The sequence below is a fragment of the Sneathiella sp. genome (genome assembly GCF_002694385.1).
In the GTDB taxonomy this organism is placed as follows: Bacteria; Pseudomonadota; Alphaproteobacteria; order Sneathiellales; family Sneathiellaceae; genus Sneathiella.
Window position 1 is genome coordinate 1 of the sequence record NZ_NZMB01000015.1, and the last position, 22,331, is coordinate 22,331.

Annotated in this window: 25 protein-coding genes; all 25 read right to left on the bottom strand. The window is 48.9% G+C overall.

Annotation, left to right across the window (positions count from 1 at the left end):
* On the bottom strand, positions 1-453 hold a 453-nt coding region (locus tag CMN55_RS10135), incomplete at its 3' end, for an ion channel (protein WP_293949685.1).
* Positions 454-463: 10 nt separating this feature from the next.
* Complete coding sequence (locus CMN55_RS10140) at positions 464-1,360, bottom strand: DMT family transporter (protein WP_293949686.1); 897 nt, start codon at positions 1,358-1,360, stop codon at positions 464-466.
* Positions 1,361-1,362: 2 nt separating this feature from the next.
* A complete protein-coding gene (gene nhaA / locus CMN55_RS10145; RefSeq protein ID WP_293949687.1) occupies positions 1,363-2,559 on the bottom strand; it encodes a Na+/H+ antiporter NhaA in 1,197 nt (398 codons plus the stop codon).
* 2 nt (positions 2,560-2,561) lie between these two features.
* Positions 2,562-3,113: a carboxymuconolactone decarboxylase family protein gene (locus CMN55_RS10150; RefSeq protein WP_293949688.1), complete on the bottom strand. Its 552-nt coding sequence runs from the start codon at positions 3,111-3,113 to the stop codon at positions 2,562-2,564.
* A 48-nt stretch (positions 3,114-3,161) separates the two neighbouring features.
* A complete protein-coding gene (locus tag CMN55_RS10155; RefSeq protein WP_293949690.1) occupies positions 3,162-3,593 on the bottom strand; it encodes a c-type cytochrome in 432 nt (143 codons plus the stop codon).
* Positions 3,594-3,654: 61 nt separating this feature from the next.
* A complete protein-coding gene (gene petA, locus CMN55_RS10160; protein WP_293949691.1) occupies positions 3,655-4,221 on the bottom strand; it encodes a ubiquinol-cytochrome c reductase iron-sulfur subunit in 567 nt (188 codons plus the stop codon).
* The gene (locus tag CMN55_RS10165) at positions 4,205-4,732 is read right to left on the bottom strand and encodes a c-type cytochrome (protein ID WP_293949692.1); all 528 of its coding nucleotides are present in this window, start codon (positions 4,730-4,732) and stop codon (positions 4,205-4,207) included. The genes petA and CMN55_RS10165 overlap by 17 nt, the downstream gene beginning before the upstream one ends.
* Before the next feature lie 33 nt (positions 4,733-4,765).
* Positions 4,766-5,440 (bottom strand): methyltransferase family protein, encoded by a 675-nt coding sequence (locus tag CMN55_RS10170; RefSeq protein ID WP_293949693.1) that lies wholly within the window; start codon positions 5,438-5,440, stop codon positions 4,766-4,768.
* Complete coding sequence (locus CMN55_RS10175) at positions 5,433-5,669, bottom strand: DUF2933 domain-containing protein (RefSeq protein ID WP_293949694.1); 237 nt, start codon at positions 5,667-5,669, stop codon at positions 5,433-5,435. The genes CMN55_RS10170 and CMN55_RS10175 overlap by 8 nt, the downstream gene beginning before the upstream one ends.
* A 20-nt stretch (positions 5,670-5,689) precedes the next feature.
* Positions 5,690-6,766, bottom strand: coding sequence for a YncE family protein (locus CMN55_RS10180; protein ID WP_293949695.1), 1,077 nt, complete (start codon positions 6,764-6,766; stop codon positions 5,690-5,692).
* Between the two features lie 64 nt (positions 6,767-6,830).
* Complete coding sequence (locus CMN55_RS10185; RefSeq protein ID WP_293949697.1) at positions 6,831-7,148, bottom strand: SHOCT domain-containing protein; 318 nt, start codon at positions 7,146-7,148, stop codon at positions 6,831-6,833.
* 50 nt (positions 7,149-7,198) lie between these two features.
* Positions 7,199-9,559, bottom strand: a complete 2,361-nt coding sequence (locus CMN55_RS10190; protein ID WP_293949698.1) for a heavy metal translocating P-type ATPase — start codon at positions 9,557-9,559, stop codon at positions 7,199-7,201.
* Positions 9,556-11,364 (bottom strand): DUF3141 domain-containing protein, encoded by a 1,809-nt coding sequence (locus CMN55_RS10195; protein ID WP_293949699.1) that lies wholly within the window; start codon positions 11,362-11,364, stop codon positions 9,556-9,558. Before CMN55_RS10195 ends, CMN55_RS10190 begins: the two co-directional genes overlap by 4 nt.
* 20 nt (positions 11,365-11,384) lie before the next feature.
* Positions 11,385-11,720, bottom strand: a complete 336-nt coding sequence (locus CMN55_RS10200; RefSeq protein ID WP_293949700.1) for a DUF5676 family membrane protein — start codon at positions 11,718-11,720, stop codon at positions 11,385-11,387.
* Complete coding sequence (locus CMN55_RS10205) at positions 11,713-12,069, bottom strand: YHS domain-containing protein (protein ID WP_293949701.1); 357 nt, start codon at positions 12,067-12,069, stop codon at positions 11,713-11,715. Before CMN55_RS10205 ends, CMN55_RS10200 begins: the two co-directional genes overlap by 8 nt.
* Before the next feature lie 167 nt (positions 12,070-12,236).
* Positions 12,237-13,643 carry an ATP-binding protein gene (locus CMN55_RS10210; protein WP_293949702.1) on the bottom strand — a complete coding sequence of 469 codons (1,407 nt, stop codon included), beginning with the start codon at positions 13,641-13,643 and terminating at the stop codon, positions 12,237-12,239.
* Positions 13,640-14,362 carry a response regulator gene (locus CMN55_RS10215; protein WP_227953256.1) on the bottom strand — a complete coding sequence of 241 codons (723 nt, stop codon included), beginning with the start codon at positions 14,360-14,362 and terminating at the stop codon, positions 13,640-13,642. Before CMN55_RS10215 ends, CMN55_RS10210 begins: the two co-directional genes overlap by 4 nt.
* 684 nt (positions 14,363-15,046) lie before the next feature.
* A complete protein-coding gene (locus CMN55_RS10220; protein ID WP_293949703.1) occupies positions 15,047-15,613 on the bottom strand; it encodes a Spy/CpxP family protein refolding chaperone in 567 nt (188 codons plus the stop codon).
* A gap of 83 nt (positions 15,614-15,696) precedes the next feature.
* Positions 15,697-16,080: a DUF302 domain-containing protein gene (locus CMN55_RS10225; RefSeq protein WP_293949704.1), complete on the bottom strand. Its 384-nt coding sequence runs from the start codon at positions 16,078-16,080 to the stop codon at positions 15,697-15,699.
* 321 nt (positions 16,081-16,401) lie between these two features.
* Positions 16,402-17,730 carry an APC family permease gene (locus CMN55_RS10230; RefSeq protein ID WP_293949705.1) on the bottom strand — a complete coding sequence of 443 codons (1,329 nt, stop codon included), beginning with the start codon at positions 17,728-17,730 and terminating at the stop codon, positions 16,402-16,404.
* A gap of 106 nt (positions 17,731-17,836) precedes the next feature.
* On the bottom strand, positions 17,837-18,277 hold the full coding sequence (locus CMN55_RS10235; RefSeq protein WP_293949706.1) for a hypothetical protein: 441 nt from the start codon (positions 18,275-18,277) through the stop codon (positions 17,837-17,839).
* Between the two features lie 85 nt (positions 18,278-18,362).
* Positions 18,363-19,088 carry a copper resistance protein B gene (locus CMN55_RS10240; protein WP_293949707.1) on the bottom strand — a complete coding sequence of 242 codons (726 nt, stop codon included), beginning with the start codon at positions 19,086-19,088 and terminating at the stop codon, positions 18,363-18,365.
* Entirely contained in the window at positions 19,085-20,776 is a 1,692-nt protein-coding gene (locus CMN55_RS10245; RefSeq protein ID WP_366932028.1) for a copper resistance system multicopper oxidase, read from the bottom strand. Before CMN55_RS10245 ends, CMN55_RS10240 begins: the two co-directional genes overlap by 4 nt.
* 105 nt (positions 20,777-20,881) lie before the next feature.
* Positions 20,882-21,439: a cupredoxin domain-containing protein gene (locus tag CMN55_RS10250; RefSeq protein ID WP_293949709.1), complete on the bottom strand. Its 558-nt coding sequence runs from the start codon at positions 21,437-21,439 to the stop codon at positions 20,882-20,884.
* 154 nt (positions 21,440-21,593) lie between these two features.
* Complete coding sequence (locus CMN55_RS10255) at positions 21,594-21,944, bottom strand: hypothetical protein (RefSeq protein WP_293949710.1); 351 nt, start codon at positions 21,942-21,944, stop codon at positions 21,594-21,596.
* Positions 21,945-22,331 lie beyond the last annotated feature (387 nt).

Here is a 22,331-nt window from a genome sequence, read left to right on the forward strand (position 1 = left end):
CAAAAACTTTGTTTCTATGCCATGGGTCTCCCACATTTTCTGAATGGCAAAATAGGTGAAAGCCGCCGACCAGGTAATCAACAGAAGCCCATTAAGGGCCTCAATTCCAGTGAGGAAGCGCATGGCATCGACCGGGAATACGTCTCCTACGCCAAGTGAAGAGTAACTGGTGGCAGAAAAATACAGATAGGTCGGAAAATGATCTTGTACATTGCCAGATAAATCCGCGAACCCCAGAAAGTGAATAAGTATCCAGTAAATCGTAGCATATATGAAAATGGCTGCGCCATGAGCGATGAAAACCCCCGTCACCATGATGAGCATGATAGGTCGAGGACCGGCATTTGTCCTGGAGACAACATGTGAAGTGAAACACAAGCATTCATAAAACAGTCCCGTAACAATGAAAATAGCCACGATACTGGCAATTGAAATTTCCAATAGCTGTTCCATTATTGACCTCTCATTTTCCTCCGGCCATTAACGCCATTTTTTCACGTTTAATCGGCCAGTTGACCAGCAAGATACCCNAAACTGTCAGGCCGATACCGACTGNCGATAAAATCCCAATACGTTCCTGAAAGAAAGTCACCCCTATGATTAGCCCGAAGATTGGTACNAGAAANCTNAATGCATTGGCGCGGTTCAGTTGCACTTGNCCTAGCACGCGGCACCATAACCAATAGGCTAATGCAGTTCCTGGCAGAGCCAGNCCCAAGAGGCTTAAAATAAAAGGTGTGTTCCAGGTTATTTGGGTCTCTTCGGTANAAAAGGCGATCAGTGCAAGAAAGCAACTCCCGAGGACGAGTTGCCAGCCCATAGCACTAAGGGCGTCTATGCGATGTGCTAAGCGCCGGATTAAGACGTTGCTGACTGTAATGCCGACGGCCGCCAAAACAATGTAGAAAATTCCGAGGGTGTAATTGCCATTCGTGTTCGACATAAGCGCCGGAAGTGCAATCAACACGATACCAAAAAATCCCAACAGGAGCCCAATTTTCCCAAATCTGCTAAGATGTTCTTTTAGGACCAGAGAGGCCAGCACTGCCGCCATAAGCGGTTGAGTGTTTGCGATAACCGTCGCTACGCCGGGCGAGATAAATTCCGAAGCATGGAACATGCCGAAAAACCCTAACGTCGTCGCCCCGAGACCAATTGTGCCAAGCATAAGCCAAGTTCCTATATCTCGTGGTTGAGGGCGTTTCATAATGAGCGCAATAGCAAGCAAAGTTGCCCCCGCTAAAAACGCGCGGAGCGCGGCAAACGTCAGGTGCGGCGCGTATGATAAACCCAATACAATCAATGGAAAGCAGATTGCCCAAAGAAACATGACTAAAATAATCTGAGCCGTATTAAGCATGGCTATTTTCCTGAACTCAAAGCTTTTGCACCTCTCACTATTTTGGTCGCCGTTGATAAGCGGATCGCGGTCAATCCTGTGATTGCGGAAATTAGGGAGCCGATAAGGATGGAAAGCTTGGCCGACGAAATAAGGCCAAGATCATCGAAAGCGAGCGTCGCTACAAATGTGCTCATGGTGAAACCTATCCCGGCGAGTAGTGCGGCGCCGTATAGCTGCGTCCATGTTATACCGTCCGGTAATTGCGCGAGGCCTGTAACGACGGCTGCACGGGACGCACAGAAGATGCCAATTTGCTTTCCAACACAAAGGCCGGCTATGACACCTAGGGATACCGTTTCCAAGGGCCAATAACCTGAGGTGGAATTAATTGTGATTCCAGCATTAAAAAAGGCGAACAGAGGAATAACCAGCAAGACGTTCCACGCGTGAAGCCGGCGTTCAGTGTGACGAAGAGGAGACGAAACTCTTCTGCCAGGCACATGCAGAGGGACAGCCAGTGCGATGAAAATACCTGTGAGCGCGGCTTCCACGCCGGATTTGAGCAGCGCCACCCAAAGCACTAGGCCAACGACTATATAAGCTGCCGGTAGCACAACGCGAAACCTATTGATTAGAGCAAGGACGAGGATTGCTAGACCAGCAACGAGAAGAGGCATGACGGAGAGCGGCTCCCCGTAAAAAAGACCGACAATAATGACCGCACCGATGTCATCAAATATAGCGAGGGCTGTAAGGAATATCCTGAGGCTCACGGGGACTCGCGATCCTAGCAAGGACAGCACGCCGAGCGCCAAAACAATGTCGGTTGCAGTCGGAATTGCCCAGCCACGGAGTGCAATCGGATCAGTCCAGTTCAGGCTCGCATAGACAACAGCCGGGAAGATCATGCCACCTAACGCAGCAAATACCGGCAGTGCCGCTCGCTTGTAACTCGCGAGATGGCCTTCGAGAAGTTGCCGCTTGATCTCCAATCCGACAACCAGAAAGAAAATTACCATCAGACCTTCATTGATCCATTGCACCAAGGGCTCATCAATGACGAGGGGGCCAAAGCGAAAATGAACCGGAGTGTGATGGACAAGAGCATATATTCCGGCAAGCGGTGAGTTCGCCGCCGCCAACGCCAATAATACGGCCCCAATCACTATCAAACCCGACGTTTGCTCATATCGGAAAAGCCTGACTATTCTTCCCACGGCTAGCTCACGGGCGGCAGTTGGCAGAACCCCTGTGCCGGCACGTCAAGCGCACTGTTAAATTTGCTGGACAGATTCTGAAAGGCAATTAATCCGGTGAGTTCGACAATCGTGTCGTCGTCGAAATATTTCTGCAGTTCGGCGAATATTTTATTATCGACGCCCCGATCATATTTCGTGACTGCATCGGCATAACACAGCGCCGCCTTCTGAGACGGCTCGAACAAATCACTTTCTCTCCAATTTGGCAGGGCCTCAACCATCGCTTCGGAAACGCCACGTTTCAACAGGATAGCCGAGTTCAAATCAACACAGAAGGAGCAGCTATTGATTTGTGATACCAAAACGGTCACAAGCGATCGCAAAACCGGATTAAGAGGCGAGCGTTTTCGATCTATCATTCCATAAAGTATGACAACGCCAAGAAACAGTTTCGGTGAACGAGCCCACAGAAGCGCCGCCTCCAGTACAATTCCATATTTACGCCTTTGATTCCAAAAAAAGGGGCGTAGATACCAAGGATAATCTGAATGTTCTTTGGGGTTTATTCGCAATGGTCCATCCTCATTTTTTCACATGCCAAAGGTAAGTGATTTAGTTGGTTACATTTTATGTGGACGAGACGTAATTCCGTTCGCGACTTGAAGTTCGCGTACGTACTTCAAAATAGCCTCTAAATCGGCTTCGCTCACCTGCGGTTGTGGGGGCATGTTACCAAACGGCCAATGATGCTGGCGAACGCCATTTTTCGCTGCAAGATAGAATGCCACATCAGCGTGATGTCCAGGGTTATATATATCGTGGACAAGCGGCGGCCCTTTGTCGGTCCCTACCGCATTGACGCCATGGCAAGTGGCACAATTCGTAACAAATGCTTTTTCTCCCTTTTCTGCAAGTGCGGTCAGTTTCGGAATGGATATGTCTGTCCGGGTACTATCACCCGGAGGATCTATTAATTCGAAAAGAAAAATCACGGCACTGCCCGCAAGCAGAACCAGTACAGCTATTTTTGGCCAATTTGTGCTTATCTTCATGGGTTTAATTCACTTCCATTAGGAACGGGTACCTTTTTTAATTTGGGTTAAATCTCATTTCTCAACCAATTCGAAGCATTTCGTCGGCAAGGAAGTTGTAAGGGGGAACGACAAGGTTCTTGGGTGCCGGGCCTTTGCGAATTCGACCGGATGTATCATAATGTGAACCGTGACAGGGGCAGAACCAGCCGCCCCACTGTCCGAGCGGATCTGCATTGCGTTGACCAAGAGGCACGCATCCAAGGTGCGTGCATATGCCAATGACGATCAGCCAATCAGCGCGCTGAACTCGCTGATCGTCGCGCTCAGGATCGATCAAGTCAGCGTCGTCATCCTTACGTGCCTGGGCGATTTGAGCCTCGGTCCGATAATCGATGAAAACCGGGCGTCCGCGCCAGGCGACGGTTATACGTTGCCCCTTTTCTATCTGACTGATGTCAATTTCAACAGACGACAGGGCGACAACATCGGCCGACGGATTCATATTGTCAATAAACGGCCATATCGCGAAGGCACCGCCAACGGCCACCATCGCTCCAGCCGCCACATAAAGAAAATCCCGGCGGCCACTTTCACGCTCTGGATGCGACGAGTCCAGCAATTCCGGAGCGTCAGTCTTTAACGCCATAATGGTGCTCCCCGGTACTGGAATGATCCATCAATTTCTTCATTCTTTCAGGCACATCTGCAATGGAAAAAATCGTCTGTTCCTTGTGACTGTGAACGAAGGCGATAATGTCTGCCAGTTCCTGGCCGGTCAGTTCTATCGGCTCTCCCAGCTCCTCACGTTGCAAGGCGACCATCGCTTCGGCACCCCTCCACATCTTGGCGGCAAACTCAAACGGGTTCATCATCGGTGGCATGGATGATGCGTCAAGAGCGGGAGCGTCCTCACCGCCGATACCATTAACGGAATGACAAACAACGCAGCCTTTTGACGCGAAAAGGGCGCGTCCGCGGGCTGGATCCATTTGAGGCATCGCCAGCATACCCTCGCGCATCATTCCCGACATTTTATCATCATTCATCTGGTCCATCTGATGGCTTTTTTCCGTTCCGTGGCCAGTATCGGACCAAGCGTTGCCTGACAAGGACATGAGCGCCATAATCATAAACATCTTCCAACGAAAATTTTTCATGATTATCTCCAGTTCAGATTAGCAGCATCAAATTCACAAATTGATCCCATGGCTCCCGGACGAAGATTTCGAGCCACGCCCGAAGGCGGGGATAAACCGGGGCGTAACCTTTGCATAATCCCTATAGATATTACCAAACGTTATTTCAGCATCACGTTCTTCACTCAAAGCCAAACGCCAGTACATAATCAATAGAACCGGAAACATGGTAAGGGTTAACAATGTCGGCCATTGGAAAAGGAATCCAAGCATGATAAGCACAAAGCCAACATATTGCGGATGTCTTATCCTTGCATATGGGCCGGTCGTGGCCAAATTGCCCGACTTCTGTGCCTGAAAAAGGACTTTCCATGCAGCGGAAAGCAAGATGAAACCGCCGCCAATAAACGCGAAGCTCAAGATATGAAACGGCCCGAAATGCGGAGAGGATTTCCAGCCAAAAAGCATTTCAAGCAAGTGGCCGGAGTCATGCGCGAACCAGTTGACGTCAGGGAAGTTACTTTGAAGCCACCCGGACAAGAAATAGATGGTCAGCGGAAACCCGTACATTTCCGTAAATAGTGCCACGATGAAAGCGCTAAATGCGCCAAACGTCCGCCAATCACGCGGACTGTTGGGTTTAAAGAAGCTGAAGGCAAAAATAAGGAACACTGCGGAATTTATGACGACGAGCGACCATAGTCCGTAGTCTACCGTTTGATCAGTCATGTTTTTTATCCGAATGAGATGAGGAGTCATGCTGAGAGTCATTGTCTGAACCATGGCCGCCATGACCATGGTGCATGAACACATGCATTAGGACGCAGCCCCCTAGCAGTAATATCAGTGGGAGATAAGTGACTAAATGGGCTGTATGTTCCACCCACAAAAAATAGCCTGCAACGGCGATAAACCCGATAAGCACAATACCGGTTTTAGAGAAGAAAAGATCTCTCATGACTCATACTCCTCCTTGAATTAGGAACCTGGCATCACGACCATCTGATGCCCTTTTCCGCCGATCATGATTTGGCCCACCAGTTCAAGACTTTTCTGGCTGACAATCCAGATTTTCGCTTCGTCGGAACTGGATACATAAATCTTGTCCGTTCCCGCAATTGTCGCCAGATGATAGGGGGAAGGTGACAACTTCACAGACTGCAGGGACTCTGACGCGAGATCGACTTTCGTTATCTTGTCATCCCCAAGCGCCGCCACAAACAAAGCGGAGCCGTCTTCGGAAAGATCAATACCGTGAAGTACCGATCCCATTTTCATCGTCTTTGTTTCTCGCATCAATATTGTGTCAACGACCGATACAGTTCCGTCGTCTACATTATTGACATAGAGAATTTTACCATCCTTCGAAAGCACGATATGTTCTGGACTCGTTCCAACTGGAATGATCATTTCAACAACCCAGCTCTCACCGTTTATGACGCTTATCGTACCGTCACCAGCGTTACTTACAAACAACTGCTTGTTATCCGGGCTGAAGACAGAATAGTTAGGAAGCTCGCCAGTTGAAATGTTGCCGACAATCTCAAAATTCGTTAGATCAATAATCGATATTCCGCCTTCGTTTGGGCGCGTGACTGCCGTATATCTTCCGTTTGGGCTAACCGACACATGATGAACCGCACCTGGTACATCAATCGTCCGCACGACCTCTCCGTCGCTAATTTGAACCACGGAGACGGTACTCACTAACGCGATATCTGATTCTTCTTTCTGGACGGATGGCGCCTTGTGATGTGCAGCATGTTCATCTTCTGAAACGCTCTTCGGTTTTACCGGAGTAATGTCGACAGATCTCTCCGAATAGCTACCCGCAATTAAAAATCGTCCGTCCGGGGTCCCCGACAACCCATGAACAGCCTGCAGTCCATCTATGATACCAATGATCTGATCTTTCGCAGCATCTATGATGGCAATTTTACTCTCACTCCCTAGCGGCACATAGACAAGCGGTTCCGCATGAAGAGACGGTGCTCCCAATAGCAATGCGCCGCTGGCAATCCAGGCCGTAGCCAAAAAATTCACTATCGCTTTCACTACTTAATCTCCTTTAACGTCAGATTCGAGCGCTTTCAAGGGCCCCCATTCGGACCCATTGCATCTATTTATTCAAGGCGCGTTTGCGGTTTTCAAATTCCTCCAAGTCAATTTCGCCACGAGCAAATCGCTCGTTGAGAATATCGAGCGCTTGGTCCCGCCGATTTCCTGCTCCGTCCGTAATACCCATCCAGCGAAGGATAAGTACGACCACGCCCACAATTAAGGCGATTATCAAAATCATCATCAGGGGACCAAAAATCCATCCGCCCGCTCCCATGCCGTGCATGTAGTAGTTTTCGCCAGAATCCGCGAGCACTATAGGCGCAGACAAAATCAGCATTCCAATTGCTGAAATAGTGGCAAGCTGTGTTCGATACATTTTCATCCTCCTTGACTTGCGAAATACTTTTGAAGTTTGCATTGTCGTTCTTAGATTTTGGCGGATCTCAGTCTCAGCGCATTGAGAATGACCGAAAGTGACGAAAGACTCATTGCTGCGGCCGCAAAAATCGGTGAAATCAGGATATCGAAAAACGGATAGAGGACACCTGCCGCCACCGGCACGCCGGCGCCGTTATAAACCAGCGCAAAGAACAGGTTTTGCTTAATATTACGCATGGTTGCCCGCGATAAGCGGCGGGCCCGGATAATGCCATTAAGGTCGCCCTTCACAAGGGTGAAACCGGCACTCTCTATCGCAACATCGGCACCAGTGCCCATGGCAATACCGACGTCGGCCTGAGCCAGGGCTGGCGCATCATTCACGCCGTCACCAGCCATTGCAACCTTGCGCCCTTCTGCCTGCATTTCCTTGATAATACGGGCTTTGTCTTCTGGCAGAACATCAGCCCGGATTTCGTCAATGCCCAATCTGGCGGCAACAGCCTTTGCCGTACGTTCATTATCGCCGGTCGCCATAACGATCCGAAAACCTTCGGCATGCAGCGCTTTGAGTGCCGCAGGCGTGGTTTCCTTCACGGGGTCGGCAACACTCACCAATCCAGCGATCTCACCGCCCACGACGACAAACATAACTGTCTCACCCTGATCGCGCCTGGCGTCCGCGATATCGCTGAAGCCTTTCGTGGCTATACCAAGATCGGCGACCAATCTGGCGTTTCCGAGAGCAACGGATTTGCCGTCCACAATACCTGTGACACCCTTGCCTGTGACTGCCTCAAATTCCTCCGCCTTTGCTAATGTGATCTCGCGTTCTTCTGCGCCGACAACTATCGCCTCTGCCAACGGGTGCTCGGAGCCGCGTTCGAGACTGGCGGCGAGTCGAAGGACTTCCGCCTCTTCATGTCCGTCTTCAGCGAGTACGGCGATGAGCTTCGGCTTACCGACCGTTAGAGTTCCGGTCTTGTCGACTATAAGAGTATCTATCTTGGCAAACCTTTCCAACGCCTCTGCGTTTTTAATGAGCACGCCAGCCTGCGCGCCGCGTCCCGTCGCCGTCATTATTGAAATAGGCGTCGCAAGACCCAACGCACAAGGGCAGGCGATGATCAGTACAGCAACGGCGGAAACCAATGCATAAGCATAAGCCGGGTTTGGCCCCCAGATTGACCAGGAAATAAATGAAAGAATGGCCACAAAGATCACGGCGGGCACGAACTTGCCGGCGACCGCATCTGCTAGCTTCTGAATCGGGGCGCGGCTGCGCTGTGCACTCGCAACCATCTCAACAATCTGACTAAGCATAGTGTCTGCGCCGACGCGCCTTGCTTCAATAACAAGGCTACCGGTACCATTTATGGTGGCTCCCGTAACTGAATCTCCTGCAACTTTCTCCACTGGTACAGGTTCACCAGATATCATTGACTCATCGACAGATGAACGGCCTTCAGACACTATTCCGTCAACGGGAACTTTATCGCCGGGGCGTACACGCAGCCGATCACCGACTGCAACTTCTTCAAGCGAAATTTCCTCTTCGGTGCCATCTTCGCGGATGATGCGAGCTGTCTTCGCGGCGAGATCCAGGAGCGCCTTAATAGCGGCGCCGGTGCGTTCACGTGCGCCAAGCTCCATCACCTGGCCCAACAATACAAGAACGACGATTACTGCGCCCGCTTCAAAATAGACGCCTACATGTCCCTCAGCATTCCGAAACCCTTCCGGAAAAATTTCAGGCGCCAAAACAGCAACAACACTGAAGAGATAGGCGGCGCCGACCCCCATGCCTATGAGTGTGAACATATTGAGGCTTTTGTTGACAACCGACTTGACGCCGCGGACAAAAAAAGGCCAGCCCGCCCAGAGAATAACCGGCGTACCCAAGACAAGTTCAGTCCAAAGAGCAGTTCGTTCTCCAATCATTTCGCGGATGAAGCCAAGTCCAACGAAGGGTCCCATTGTCAAAATGAGTAGCGGGATTGTTAAGACAGTGCCGATCCACATGCGCCGCCTGAAATCTAGCAATTCAGGATTGGGACCTTCGTCGCCCGTCGGCACGCCCATAGGCTCAAGCGCCATACCACAGATCGGGCAATCACCTGGCGCATCGCGAACAATTTCGGGATGCATCGGACAAGTGTATTTTGCGCCAGCAACAGGTTTTTTCGTTTGTTGCTTGTGCGCACCGGAAATATAATATTCCGGGTCGTCCGCGAATTTGTCATGGCACTTCTGCGAACAGAAGTGATAGGTCGTTCCTTCATGATCAAACCGTGGTTTGTCTTTATTCAGGTCGACAGCCATACCACAAACTGGATCTTTGGCTGTTGTCGCAGTCTCGCCTCCATTTTCTTTATTTTCGGGATGGGTATGTGAAAGTGATTCGTTCATGAACTTTTACCTGTCTCTTCAATTCTCTTATTCGTCTCAAGGAAATTGTTTACCAAATCCGAAATCCCGTATTCGAGATTGAAAATCCGTTCATAGGCGGTATCGCGAGACTTGCGGGTTTTTTCCATCATCTGGGAAACTTGAGCAATGAAGTCTTGTTCCTTTAGGAGCATTGGATGGGCGTCAGTAAGCGGTTCTCTGTTTTCGTTAATTTTTTTGGCAACATCCGCCAGACCCTGCATCCAAGGATTAAATGCCTCTGAGAAAAGATATCGACTGGTACGCATTGGATGCATCCATTTCATAACTTCAGCAGACCAGGGATTTGACACCGCCTGGACCCATGGGCTAATGAAAGTGCTATAGAAAGCCTCATTGGCTTCGGACACTGTACGTGCCCGTTCAAATGCTTCATCTTGCCGGGGAAACTGTATGTCTTCAACCTGCCGCTCCTCAAATCTGACGGCAAATTGCGGCTTATGACAATCCGGATCACCTGTGGGGTTATCGATTTTCATCTCGTATAGCCCCGGCACAAGCGCCTCGATCTCATCAAGGCTTTCGAGAATAGCCCGATGTTCCAGCCGGGCGACGCTGGCTGAAACAAAGATGCCCAGATGTCCAACGTGCGGATTGGTCAGATATACAATACGCTGGCCTGCCGATTTGAGGTCTTCCGTATCTTCATAAACTGCAGGGATCCAGCCAAGTGCTTGATGGGGAGGTGTAATATTGTCACCATAAGAGGCGAAGATAATGAGTGGATTGCGGATTCTCCGCAAATTGACAGTGCAACCGTCGCAAATGCGGAATTCACCTTTCTCCAGCTTGTTGCCGATGAAAAGATTTTCCGCAATTCCAACCATTTCCTCGCGGCTCAGGAAGTAAAAACCGTTCCACCACCGTTCAAATTCAAGAAACCGGTCTCGCTCAGTATCGACCTTATTGAACAGGCCTGCATATTTCTCCCAGATCGCTTTTTCAGGTTTGAGATTCTCGAAATTTTGCGCAAGCCAGGCACCGTCAAAGCGACCGTCGCCAAGATCTGCTGTGAAATGGGTCATCCAGACGCCGCCGAGTAATCCCCCGGCTATGCGCATCGGATTTATGCCTGCGTCGCCCGCCCAATAAGATAGGGGCGATCCATTCAAGATTGTTGGACCGATCGTCCCTTCGCAGTCCGCAGCCAGAAGAGTGGCCGCCCAGCCCGCTTGGCAGTTTCCATAAAGAACCGGTGGCTTTCCAGTGTGCAATCTAGCCACTTCGTCGACGAACCGCCGCAAGGCATGATGAACATCCGCAAGGGTTTGCCGTGGTGACGGTTCTGGAAAAAAGATAACGAAATAAACCGGATGGCCTTCTTGAAGCGCCATCCCGACTTCAGAGTCGTGCTTAAACCCTCCAATTCCCGGCCCATGCCCGGCACGCGGATCAAGGACGATAACCGGCGGCTTTTCCAGATCGACGCAGTCATCCCAGCAGTCATCCCCTATTTCGGTGATCCGCAGCAAAGCGTAGTTGACGGGCGGTTCAAAAGTTCGAGCATCGAGGATCGTCTCATACTTGAAATCAAGCAATGGCGGCAAACCGGCACGCTCGTGTTCCAGCATATTGTCGGCACGCTGTCTGAGCGTGTCCCAGTAAAGGATTGTCCGTTGCCAGAAGTCTATTTGATAGTCGAATATATCCCGGCCATGTGGCACTGGCCTTTCTGTCTGGGCAGCACCGTCCGATGTGGGAGTATTGTCTTGGTTCTGCGCTAAGGAAGGAGACGGCCCGTTCTCCGTCAATTCGAGAGTAGACATTTTATGCACAGTCGAGCGAGTCATGACCGACCTTTCTGACCGAAAGAGGCAAAGAAGTTAAAGAGCGGCCCAAAAATTAGGGCAACGTACCAGCCATAGGCAAAGCTCTCACCAAGTCCCAGGAAGAAACTCGGCCAACTCAGCCAGGCAAATCCGGGCAGCAACCCAAGCCATGTTTTGTACATTGCCTGATCGGGAAAAAGCAGATCAAAACTTACACATAGAATGAACGTAATGGCAAAGAACAATCCGAGGCTCATCCCGAGTGCAATTACCGGCAGTTGGAAACTCGTCCGACTTCTTATGCGGACTTCGTGGCTTGCCTCAGCAGTATTTTCTTTTACCAGATCAGGCATGCTTAGCCTCCGTTTCAGGGGCTTGTATTTTCAAATTCTCGGAGCTGAGATACTCTTTCGGATTTACTTCAAAAATTTCACGACACTCTCGCGAACACAGGTAGTAGACTGACCCATTGTAGACGCTTGATTTGGCGGTTTTTGTGTTGACTTGCGTGCCGCATACCGGATCGATATCACGAGGTGGAGCTACCCAAACCATGTTATTGGTGTTTTCCGAAGGCACGGGCGGACCATCTTCAGAATGCTTATGCTTTGATTTGTGACCCATCACATGTGCGCCACAGCCAAATCGCATCATTAGAAAAATCAGGCCTGCCCAAAAAAGGAAATAGAAAAGTGAGCTCATCTCATCGACTTTCAGTGCATAAAAATAGAGATATTATGCACCGATACTTATTTAGTCGGGGAGAGATGTCGAGGCGGCAGCCAATCATTTCGGTCACATTTAGTGACAGATTACCACGCAGTTACAAAGTGTTACAAATGAGTTGATCGAGCCCGAATGAAGGTCGGTCAGAATGGCAGATACGCTTCAACTCTCAGGCCGCCTTCTGCGCGGTTTCGTATGGTAACGTCGCCACCGTGACTGCGGAAAGCTGATCGCGCAATTGACAGGCCGAGACCGGTACCCCCTGTTTCCCGGCTTCGAGAGCCTTCCAGTCTAAAAAACGGCTTGAAAACGTCTTTTATGTTTTCGGGAGCGATTCCTGGGCCGTCATCATCAATTGTGATTATGAGCTTTCCGTCAGCAATTTGTATATGAATAGAGGCCCATTCTCCGTATTTCGCCGCATTTTCAATCAAATTTGAAAGGGCGCGGCGTAATAGGTCTTTTTGCCCCTCAAGACTGATGGGATCAGGAGGAACCCATGAGATCGAAAAACCTAACGTGCTCAAATCCACAACGACGTCCGAAATAAGTTTTACTATATCGAATCGATCATTTTTCTTCCTTCCCGCATCTTCGGATGCAAAGGACAACGTTGCCGTAACAATCTGATTCATTTCGTCAATATCTTCGCTAAATTTTCTTTTTAACTCATTGTCATCCAAGAGTTCGCTGCGAAGCTGCATTCTCATAAGAGGTGTTCGCAAATCGTGAGCGATTGCTGCAATCATTTGTGTGCGGTCCTCCACGAAGCGGTAAATTCTTGCTTGCATTTTATTGAAAACGCGAACTGATTGTATAACCTCCAAAGGTCCCTTCTCCGGTATTGGGCGCGCTGTTACGCTACGCCCCAGATCTTCTGCAGCAATACTCAATTTTTTTAGAGGATCGGTCAGATAGTGGGCAGCCCAGGCAGAAAATATTGCAGTTGCGATCATCATCACAGCAATCGATAGGACAAATCTAATAGACCAGGGCATCGTTGCTTCAACATCAGGGGCTTGATAGTTTAGCCAGCTGTTATCTCCAATTTCTATTGAAACCCGGATTAAAGCGCCCGTCCGAATTTCGTTAACAATGTGCTCGAAATGATCAGTAATAGAAATATGTTTTTCGGTTGATTTGCCAGAAAGATGTCTCCATATGCTATCCTCGCCCGAAACCGTCTCCGCGAGAATTGGCATTCTTGAATCAAACGAGGTCAGTTCCGAAAGCGCCGCTGAAAAGCGTTTAGCTACGAGGGGGTCGTTATTTTTAACTGTACTTGTAGTGCCCAAATCTAGCTGAAAAGTAGAGCTATTGGCAAAGCTGATGATTTTTTCTCTTTCCTCTGGCGGCGCATTTTTTATTATACCGGTTATTGTCGTTATGCGCTCCGTTAATTGTGCTCTTCCAATCAGATTTACGATCTCCTCGCGATCAAAATTGTAAACACTCAAACTGATTACATGTGAAAGACCGAGCCCAACCAGGAGCAATAATACAATCCGGGCCGCCATAGTTTTCGGCCACAATGAACGATTGAATGTCATGTCCGCGCCGTCATGGATTGAGGGGCAAATAAATACCCGCCACTGCGAACCGTTCTAATAATCTCCGGATTCTGGGGATCGCTTTCAAGTTTCCGTCGCAGTCGGCTTATTTGCATATCTATGCTACGCTCAAATGGACGAGACCAACGGCCTTTAACGAGATCCATAAGTTGGTAACGTGTCAACACTCTACCGGGATGACTTGCAAGAGCTGCGAGCAACTTAAACTCACCGGTTGTTAATTCTACATATTCTGAAGTGGCGGATTTCAAACTATGACGGACCAGGTCAAGCTGCCAGCCATCAAACTCAATAATTGTGTCTTGCTCGATCTCAATTGCAGCAACTTCACCTGCACGTCTAAGCACAGCACGTATTCTCGCAAGTAATTCTCTTGGATTACAGGGTTTTTGAATATAGTCATCCGCGCCAATTTCAAGTCCCAGAATTTTGTCTGAATCTTCTCCAAGTGCCGTCAGCATTATGATCGGAATATTTGATTGTGCCCTAAGATCACGGCACAAAGTTATGCCGTCTTCGCCCGGAAGCATAAGGTCCAAAATGATCAGATCGATCTTCCAATCTCTCAACGCGACGGTCATTTCGCGACCATCATTAACGGCTGTGGCGCGGAAACCGTGCCTCTTCAAAACACGGGTTAGGAGATCTCGTATTTCCCGATCATCATCGACTATCAGGATATGCGGTGATTCATTCATTACATATATCCAAGCGAAACACACATAGACGCTTCAATCCGAGGCGGGTTCGCCTATAATTAAATCCGCACAAAGCTAGTTCAATTGTCATTGTCCCGACGGCGGTCAGCCTATTTTCTGTAACAAAGTCCTATGAGTTGTTCAACGTCGCCATTCTATAATTTGTAACACTCTGTAACGATTTGCTTCGCTGTTGCAGAACGTGACTATTCCTTATTTGTAGCGCTTGTAAGTAGAGATCTACACTGAGTATTCATCGAACTAGACATAAAGATTTGAGCTTAATCATGTTTGTGGAAACCCAGTTTGAAGGAACGGCGTTCAAAATGAATCGCAGATCAACGATCACCTTTGGATTGAGTCTAAGCGCTTTCACATCTTTTAGTTATATTTTTTGTATATTATTCGATCTATGGTTACCGAGTTATGCTATGCATGAAATTTGGCAAAACTTGCTGCCAGGCTTTGTTTGGTTGACATGGCCCAGCTTTTTTCTAGGCTTGATAGAATCTTATGCATATGGTTGGTATATCGCATTGGCTTTCAGTTTAGTCTCGTATTTCCTCTTTTTTACGGAAAGAGTTATTGTTACAAAAATTCGCTAATGCGGCATATCTAACCTACTAGCGTAAAACCCGGCCGTTTTGTTTGTGATTTCACTCCAGCAAAATACAGTCAATCGTCCTACATTGCCCCGCAATTCATTCCGATCAGCCTATCAGCGACTTTTTTTTGCTCGTCATTTAGGGCCGCATACAACTTATCAGTTACGGGTTTGACGGATTTCATGGCATCCAGCATTGCCTGCATTCCGGAAATTCGGGCATCCATCCGGGCGATTGCATTACCGTCCTGCATTGTCCTCGTCATCTGCGTCCGCATGTCCTGCATACCGGCCATACCGTTCCTTACGGCATCGGAATATTCTTTCCAGACGCCTTCCTGAGCTTCCTTGATCTGAAGTTCCGATTTCAAAAAAGCAAGGCGGCCTTCCGTCATCGAATTCATTCGCGCGGGTCCCATGGCACTGCCTTGCACCATGCCACTCGGCTTCATGCCTCCTTGCATTCCGCCGCTCTGTATTGAGTCCTGCACCATATTGTCCTGGTCCATCATATTCATCATCGAGCATCCTCCGCCCATCATGCCCATCATCTGTCCGTTTTGCATATTTGAATGCGCAGAAGCGGGAGAAAAGGCGAAGGCGCTTAGAGCAAGTGAAATTACAGATATCTTGAGTATTTTTTTCATAGTGATGCTTGGTCCTTTATTTTATCTGGAGAAACAGCATTGAACTCATTGAACGATTGGAACATTCCATGCCAGAGTTTTTTTCACACAGCTTCCTCAATCATGGCGATAATGGCATTTTCGACTTCCTTGGCGATCTTTGCCATCTTGGGTGCATCCGACAATAGCCCCAGCATAGCAGTGGGCCGGATCATGCCTATTTTGGTCATATTGTTCTCGGAATAAACAGAAACACGGCAGGGAAGCGCCATGTTTAGGTCCATATCCATGACGAGGACGTCCTTGGCAGTTTGTGGATTGCAGATTTCAAGAATCTGGCAGGCATTGAGAAAATCCACGCCTTTTTTCTCGAGCGTTTCCTGAAGGTTATGAATATGCAACACACCAAATTTGTGACGTAGCACGGCCGCCTGTAGATCCGCGACCGCTTGCTCAACTGGTTTCGATGTTTCTTTAATATATTTCATAACAATTCCTGAGTTTATATGGGTTAATTGTCCGCTACGGCGCATATTTACAGACATAGGAATCTTCAGGGCAGTGCACGCATAATTCATGTACGCGAAGCACCATCAGAAAGATTGACGGCGCATAAAGTCAAAGAAATTTCAAATAATTTGAGTATTGTCTTTATAGCGATATTCAATTCCTCATCTGATCTAAAGAAGTGAAAATGGTACGCAAAACGGAAAAAAAAGCATTGATCGCAATCAACTTTAGGGCAGCATGCTGATCAATTCCACGTGATGCGGTAAAGATTTAATAGGTGTTTTGGCTGCAGAACACTCCTAATTCTCCTCGTCTTCGTACCACTTAAGGAAAAATCTCTCACCAGTGAAGATTACAGTGACCCCGATCAGTGCAGCATAGATAACCATCATGTCAGAGGAAGCTTTCACGATCAGGAATGCACCAAGCACGACGACATCGAATACAATTGCGGCCATTACGACAAATCCATTGGCGCCAATTTCCTCGCGTAGATAGCGGAACACACCCCAGTGGACCGCGATATCCATGATGATATAAAAAATTGCGCCCAAAGAGGCGATACGGCTCAGGTCAAAAAATATGGTCAGGAAAATGGCGATGACAACCGTATAGACCAGCGTATGCTTCTGGATATCGCCCGGCATGCCGAAATGGCTGTGCGGAACTAGCTTCATGTCGGTAAGCATGGCCAACATACGGGACACAGCAAATACGCTGGCAATCAGCCCGGATATCGTCGCAACTATCGCCAGCCCAACTGTAAACCATAGGCCGTAGCTGCCGAATGCCGGGCGCGCGGCCTTTGCCAGTGCAAAGTCTTTTGCGGCGATTATTTCTGCTAAGGTAAGGTTTCCCGCGACAGCTAATGCAACCAGCACGTAGATGACAATACAGATCAAGATCGAAATAATAATCGCCCGCCCGACATTCTTATGAGGGTCGACAATTTCCGATCCGCTATTGGTAATGGTCGTAAATCCCTTGAACGCGAGAATTGCCAGCGCCATTGCCGCGAGAAACCCCGTTATTGATGCATCCGGAGCCGGTTTGGGAAGAACGCTCTCAAGAGAAATACCCGCAATCCACAAACCACCGGCCGCGAACACGACAATGCCGCCGATCTTTATAAAAGCCATAAATAACGAAAATCCGCCAATCAGGCGATTGCCCGAAATATTCAGCAAAAAGGCGAAAACGAGAACGCCAACGCCCAACGCCGTCACAGCCCAACCGGCGGGTTCGGCATCGAATAATTGCATGGTGTAGGTGCCGAATGTCCGTGCGACCAGACTTTCGTTGATGACCATCGAAAAATACATGAGCAAGGCTCCGCCCGCCGTCACAGTTCCGTGACCATAGGCTTTTTGCAGGAACATGCCGATGCCACCGGCGGACGGATAGGCATTGGACATTTTAATATATGAGTAGGCGCTGAAAGCCGTTACAACCGCCGCTGCAAGAAAGGCAAGCGGGAATAGTGAGCCCGCCAGTTCGGCGATCTGCCCTGTGAGCGCAAGAATGCCGGCGCCAATCATCACACCAGTGCCCATTGAGATCGCGCCAATGAGTGTCAGGCTGTTTTTCTTATACTGCGTTGATCGGCTGTGCTCTGAATGATCTGTCATGGCTTCCTTCGCAAGTTTTTGGTCGATAATTCATTTTTATAAAAACGTCCTGTTTCAATAGGAGCATTCGCCCGGGCCAACATTTTCTGGCCGCGCCAGATAATTATTATTTTGACGGCGCTACATGTGCTGAAAACGGCAATTCTCCATTCGTAAAAACCAGTTTCAAGTCTATCTTTTGATCCGTTTTGATGGGTTCCGTAATATTTGAAAGCTGTATAAAGATATGAGACGTCGTCAGATCGAGGCTTTCTTCTTCGATTAAGGTGATTGATCCCAACTCAGCATAATGCGTGTCATCCAGTCTCACGATGATTTTCGATTGCATATGATCGGTGTCAGTTACACCGAGTATCGTCAGATTACCGGAACTGTTATTGGTAATACGAAAGCTCAAGACACCGGAATTGGCATCTTCATCAAGAAGCAGATGCGCCTCGGAAATCTGAGCAGATTGAAAGTCGGCGACCAAATCATCCGACAAAACCATCGACGCAGATCCCAATGCCGTGACGAGATAAACCAGAATGAACACAATTCTGAACATGCTTTTTCCTATTGTTTAACGCGAGGAGAAACCTGGAAGGAACAGGCGAGGCCCTTCCAGATGCTATCCGTAAACGCACGAGTTCTTAGAACATCAGCTTGGCACCGATAACGGCATACCAAATATCCGCACTTTCACCTTCAGCTTCGACAAAGTTTGCGGTCTGTCCAAATTTGCGCTCGTAGACAACACCGACATAAGGAGAGAGGATGCGATCCCAGACGTCGTAGCTGAGCCGCAGGCCAGCCTCCACGCTATTAATACCGGAGCCCACGCCAATTTCCCGATCACTGGAAAAAGCCGCCTCGATATTCGCTGAAGGAGTCAGGGTCAGATAATTTGTGAGAAGAATCTCGTACTCGATATCGAGGTCAGCCGAGAGTTTCCCCTTTTCACTCAGGAACAGATTCGTATCCACTTCCATCCACTGCGGGGCAAGGCCACTCAAGCCAACGGCGGCATACCACCGATCCGGTCCTTGCGGGCTCGAGTACCTAATGCCCCCTTTGATGTCCCAAAAATCCGATATCGGAGTTTGCAGGGCGATCTGGTTAGAGAGGGATTCGAAGCGATTAACATTCAAATCCAGTTCTCCGCTTCCTTCCCATCGCAGTTTCAGCTCGTCGGTGCCGATAAACGCATCACCGTCAAAGGCAAAAAGCTCTTCGCCGCCTTCTCCATACCGATACTCAAACTCTTCCATCTGAACACCATAGTAGATATTCGACAGTTCCGCCGAATGGCCGACAACTGGCGTCAAAACAGAAAAGGTGAGGGCCGCTGTCAGGAGAGATTTCTTCAATTTAATCATTGCAGTTCTCCCTGTTCAGACGGATTGAGGCTCGCGGATGTCGGACCGCCTTCAACGACAATCTTCCGGAACATTCCGGCATCCATATGGAAAGACAAATGACAATGGAACGCCCATTGACCCGGCGCATCAACCTCTGTTTCGGAATAGACGGTTGTTCCGGGAGCAACGCTAATGGTGTGTTTGATCGGGTCCCACTTCCCAGCACCGACATCCAGAATGCTCCACATACCATGCAGGTGCATGGGGTGGGTCATCATGGTTTCATTGACAAACTTGAACCGGACACGTTCCCCATACTGAAGAACGACCGGATCAGCGTCTTCATATTTCACGCCATTGATGGACCAGATATAGCGCTCCATGTTTCCGGTCAATCGCAACTCAATCTCCCGCGTGGCTTCTCGCTCCTCATAAAGAGGTTTTTGTGCCTTCAGGTCGGCATAAGAAAGGAACTTGCCGCCATTTGCCGCTGTAGGGACAAGTCCACTGCCATTTGCGTAAAAGCTATCCTTATCCTGCTCCATGCCCATCATATTTGAGTGATCCATGCCTTTCATGCTCGAATGATCCATCTCCTTCATACTGGAGTGGTCCATACGCTTCATTTTGGAATGGTCCATATCTTTCATCGACGAATGATCCATGCCTTCCATATTGCCGTGGTCCATCCCCATGTCCGCCATGGTAAGAAGCGGTGCCTTTGTCATTTCCGGAATTTCCGCAACCATGCCTTGGCGCGGCGCGAGAGTGGCCCGTGCATAGGCTGTTCTTCCCATGCTTGCCCCGAAAATTGTATAGGCCTTATCGTCCATGGGACGAACGATAACGTCATACGTTTCTGCCACGCCCAGGCGAAGCTCATCGACCGTGACAGGTTGCACATTGTTCCCGTCCGCTGCCACAACCGTCATTTTCAGCCCCGGTATGCGGACATCAAAATAAGTCATAGCGGAGGAATTGATGAACCGCAGGCGAATGCGTTCTTTCGGCTCGAACAATCCGGTCCAGTTCTGTTCAGGCCCTTTGCCATTGATAAGCGGTGTGAAGCCCTGCACATCCTCAATGTCTGTCGGCATCATCCGCATGTCGCCCCACGCCATCCTGTCATCGACGGTTGCTTTAAAACCGTTCTCGCGGACATCCGCGAAAAAATCGCCAATCGTTTGTTGCTGACGGTTGTAATAATCCGCTGACATTTTCAAATTCCGCAATATTCGTTTACCGGAATGAGGATGCGCATCCGTGAACTGAACGACATAATCCTTGTCAAAACGATATGGGTCCCGTTTCTCAGGTTCGATTACAATTGAACCATAGGCTCCGTCAGGTTCCTGAAAGCCGGAATGGCTATGAAACCAGTATGTTCCGGATTGCACGATTGGAAACTTATAGGTGAAGGTTTCACCCGGTTCGATTCCGGGGAAGCTGATTTTAGGCACACCGTCCATCTGGAAGGGGAGGATAAGGCCGTGCCAGTGGATAGATGTGGATTCATCGAGGTTATTCGTCACATTGATCGTGACATCTTCGCCTTCCTTGAACCGGAGTACGGGTCCGGGGGATTTTCCATTGTAACCGATCCCTTCCTTTTGGAAGTCTCCTGTATAAATCATAACTTTGTCGACGGTCAGGTTATAGGTTTTCGCGACACTCAAGCTTGGTAGAAGTGCAACTCCTGCGGCCATTGCAAGACCAAGGCAAGTCTTTTGCATGAATGAAATTCTCATCCTGCTGTTCCTTTCATTTTTTGAAAAGCTGGAATGCGCAGCCTCTTTGGGCTGCGCAAACATTTACTCAAAGTGAACTTCACCCATCATGCCGGAGGCATAATGGCCAGGAACGTTGCAGGCGAATTCCAGCTCGGCATCATCCGAAAATTTCCAGATAACCTCCGCCGTTTCCTTTGGCTCCAGCAACACACTGTTTGGATCGTTATGTTCCATGGTCTTGCCATTTCCCATATCCATCTTCATCATATCCCGATTGATCTTGTCGGCCTCCAGTACCCCGTGCTCCATCATCATCATCATTTCTTCCTGATGTGCGGCATGCATGGCGGCTGTTCCGATATTGAATTCATGGACGAATTCCCCGGCATTGATGATCTTGAATTGAACCGTTTCACCTTTCTTGATGGAAATCTCTTCCGGTTCGTAAAAATTATCCCCCATCTTGATCTCGATGGTTCTGGTGACGTCTGCAGCGTTACCAGGGACACCAATGCCCGATTTTCCGCCGTGGCCGCCATCATGGCTGCCCGCAGCGAAAGCAACTGCAGAAGTGACGGCTAATACCGCCGTAAGGGTAACACCGGCAACACCGGACAAAAAAGTACGCTTAATTTTCATGTTATCAGTTCCTGTTCTGGTCTCCTTCTAATGCAGACCTCACCTCGGTCAGGCAGGGAGACAGATTCAAATTTCAATAGTCGAAGTTTGGGAAAGGCGCATAACCGCATTGACAGCAATCATGGCTGTCTTGAGAAATGGCCTAAAAGAGGAACTAAATCTTTGGGGGGTGCTTTGGTGGTGCAAAAGAAATAGATGCTACTTGCACAGCAATGACGCAAAACGGCGTTTTCGCACCAAACGCTGTCGATATTACTTGAAAATTTGCGGGCAAGCTAAATGCACAAGAGATCATGCCACATTTTTCGATATGATTATGCCGGTCGGTTTCGTGACTTTTAGACAAATCATCCGCCGCCGAAACCATAATGTGAGATACGCTCTCTATAGCTTCGTGACTTTCGGCAGAGGGTATGATCGCAAAAACATTAATCGCAATAGCAAGAGTCATAAAAATGCTCACGCTTATTCTGCGCCAGTTCAGTTTTTTCCGAATTTCTGCCAACTGTTTCTCTCAGAAAATAAAAACGCCTGAACCCTATATATACTCTGATAGTAGTCATTTCAACAAACAATCTGGAAACTTTAAACCAATGTTTGTAGACCGAAAGAAGCAACCCTTGTCGGGTATTCCAGAACTTTGGTAGTCGGGGAGTTAATAAACCGACCTAAGTCGGTCCCCATGGTCTTTAGTCGAAAGCCTGTTGTATACACCACAGGCTCTCCGACTTGACCTCAAATATTCGATCAGTTCCCGCGTGGCCCGAAAATGATCAATCCGACGCCAACAATGGGTGCTGTCAGACTAATGCGAACTCGTCTCCGTATGACGCAGAATGGCGCGAAAGCGCCCCTATCATGCAGCACTAAGCTGCTGCCACTCGGCAAGTGC

Excerpts from the sequence above, each read along its gene's own strand:
- CMN55_RS10155 (WP_293949690.1), bottom strand. The coding sequence starts at position 3,593 with ATGAAGATAAGCACAAATTGGCCAAAAATAGCTGTACTGGTTCTGCTT.
- petA (WP_293949691.1), bottom strand. The coding sequence starts at position 4,221 with ATGGCGTTAAAGACTGACGCTCCGGAATTGCTGGACTCGTCGCATCCA.
- CMN55_RS10165 (WP_293949692.1), bottom strand. The coding sequence starts at position 4,732 with ATGAAAAATTTTCGTTGGAAGATGTTTATGATTATGGCGCTCATGTCC.
- CMN55_RS10170 (WP_293949693.1), bottom strand. The coding sequence starts at position 5,440 with ATGACTGATCAAACGGTAGACTACGGACTATGGTCGCTCGTCGTCATA.
- CMN55_RS10175 (WP_293949694.1), bottom strand. The coding sequence starts at position 5,669 with ATGAGAGATCTTTTCTTCTCTAAAACCGGTATTGTGCTTATCGGGTTT.
- CMN55_RS10185 (WP_293949697.1), bottom strand. The coding sequence starts at position 7,148 with ATGTATCGAACACAGCTTGCCACTATTTCAGCAATTGGAATGCTGATT.
- CMN55_RS10190 (WP_293949698.1), bottom strand. The coding sequence starts at position 9,559 with ATGAACGAATCACTTTCACATACCCATCCCGAAAATAAAGAAAATGGA.
- CMN55_RS10195 (WP_293949699.1), bottom strand. The coding sequence starts at position 11,364 with ATGTCTACTCTCGAATTGACGGAGAACGGGCCGTCTCCTTCCTTAGCG.
- CMN55_RS10200 (WP_293949700.1), bottom strand. The coding sequence starts at position 11,720 with ATGCCTGATCTGGTAAAAGAAAATACTGCTGAGGCAAGCCACGAAGTC.
- CMN55_RS10205 (WP_293949701.1), bottom strand. The coding sequence starts at position 12,069 with ATGAGCTCACTTTTCTATTTCCTTTTTTGGGCAGGCCTGATTTTTCTA.
- CMN55_RS10210 (WP_293949702.1), bottom strand. The coding sequence starts at position 13,643 with ATGACATTCAATCGTTCATTGTGGCCGAAAACTATGGCGGCCCGGATT.
- CMN55_RS10215 (WP_227953256.1), bottom strand. The coding sequence starts at position 14,362 with ATGAATGAATCACCGCATATCCTGATAGTCGATGATGATCGGGAAATA.
- CMN55_RS10220 (WP_293949703.1), bottom strand. The coding sequence starts at position 15,613 with ATGAAAAAAATACTCAAGATATCTGTAATTTCACTTGCTCTAAGCGCC.
- CMN55_RS10225 (WP_293949704.1), bottom strand. The coding sequence starts at position 16,080 with ATGAAATATATTAAAGAAACATCGAAACCAGTTGAGCAAGCGGTCGCG.
- CMN55_RS10230 (WP_293949705.1), bottom strand. The coding sequence starts at position 17,730 with ATGACAGATCATTCAGAGCACAGCCGATCAACGCAGTATAAGAAAAAC.
- CMN55_RS10235 (WP_293949706.1), bottom strand. The coding sequence starts at position 18,277 with ATGTTCAGAATTGTGTTCATTCTGGTTTATCTCGTCACGGCATTGGGA.
- CMN55_RS10240 (WP_293949707.1), bottom strand. The coding sequence starts at position 19,088 with ATGATTAAATTGAAGAAATCTCTCCTGACAGCGGCCCTCACCTTTTCT.
- CMN55_RS10245 (WP_366932028.1), bottom strand. The coding sequence starts at position 20,776 with ATGGCCGCAGGAGTTGCACTTCTACCAAGCTTGAGTGTCGCGAAAACC.
- CMN55_RS10250 (WP_293949709.1), bottom strand. The coding sequence starts at position 21,439 with ATGAAAATTAAGCGTACTTTTTTGTCCGGTGTTGCCGGTGTTACCCTT.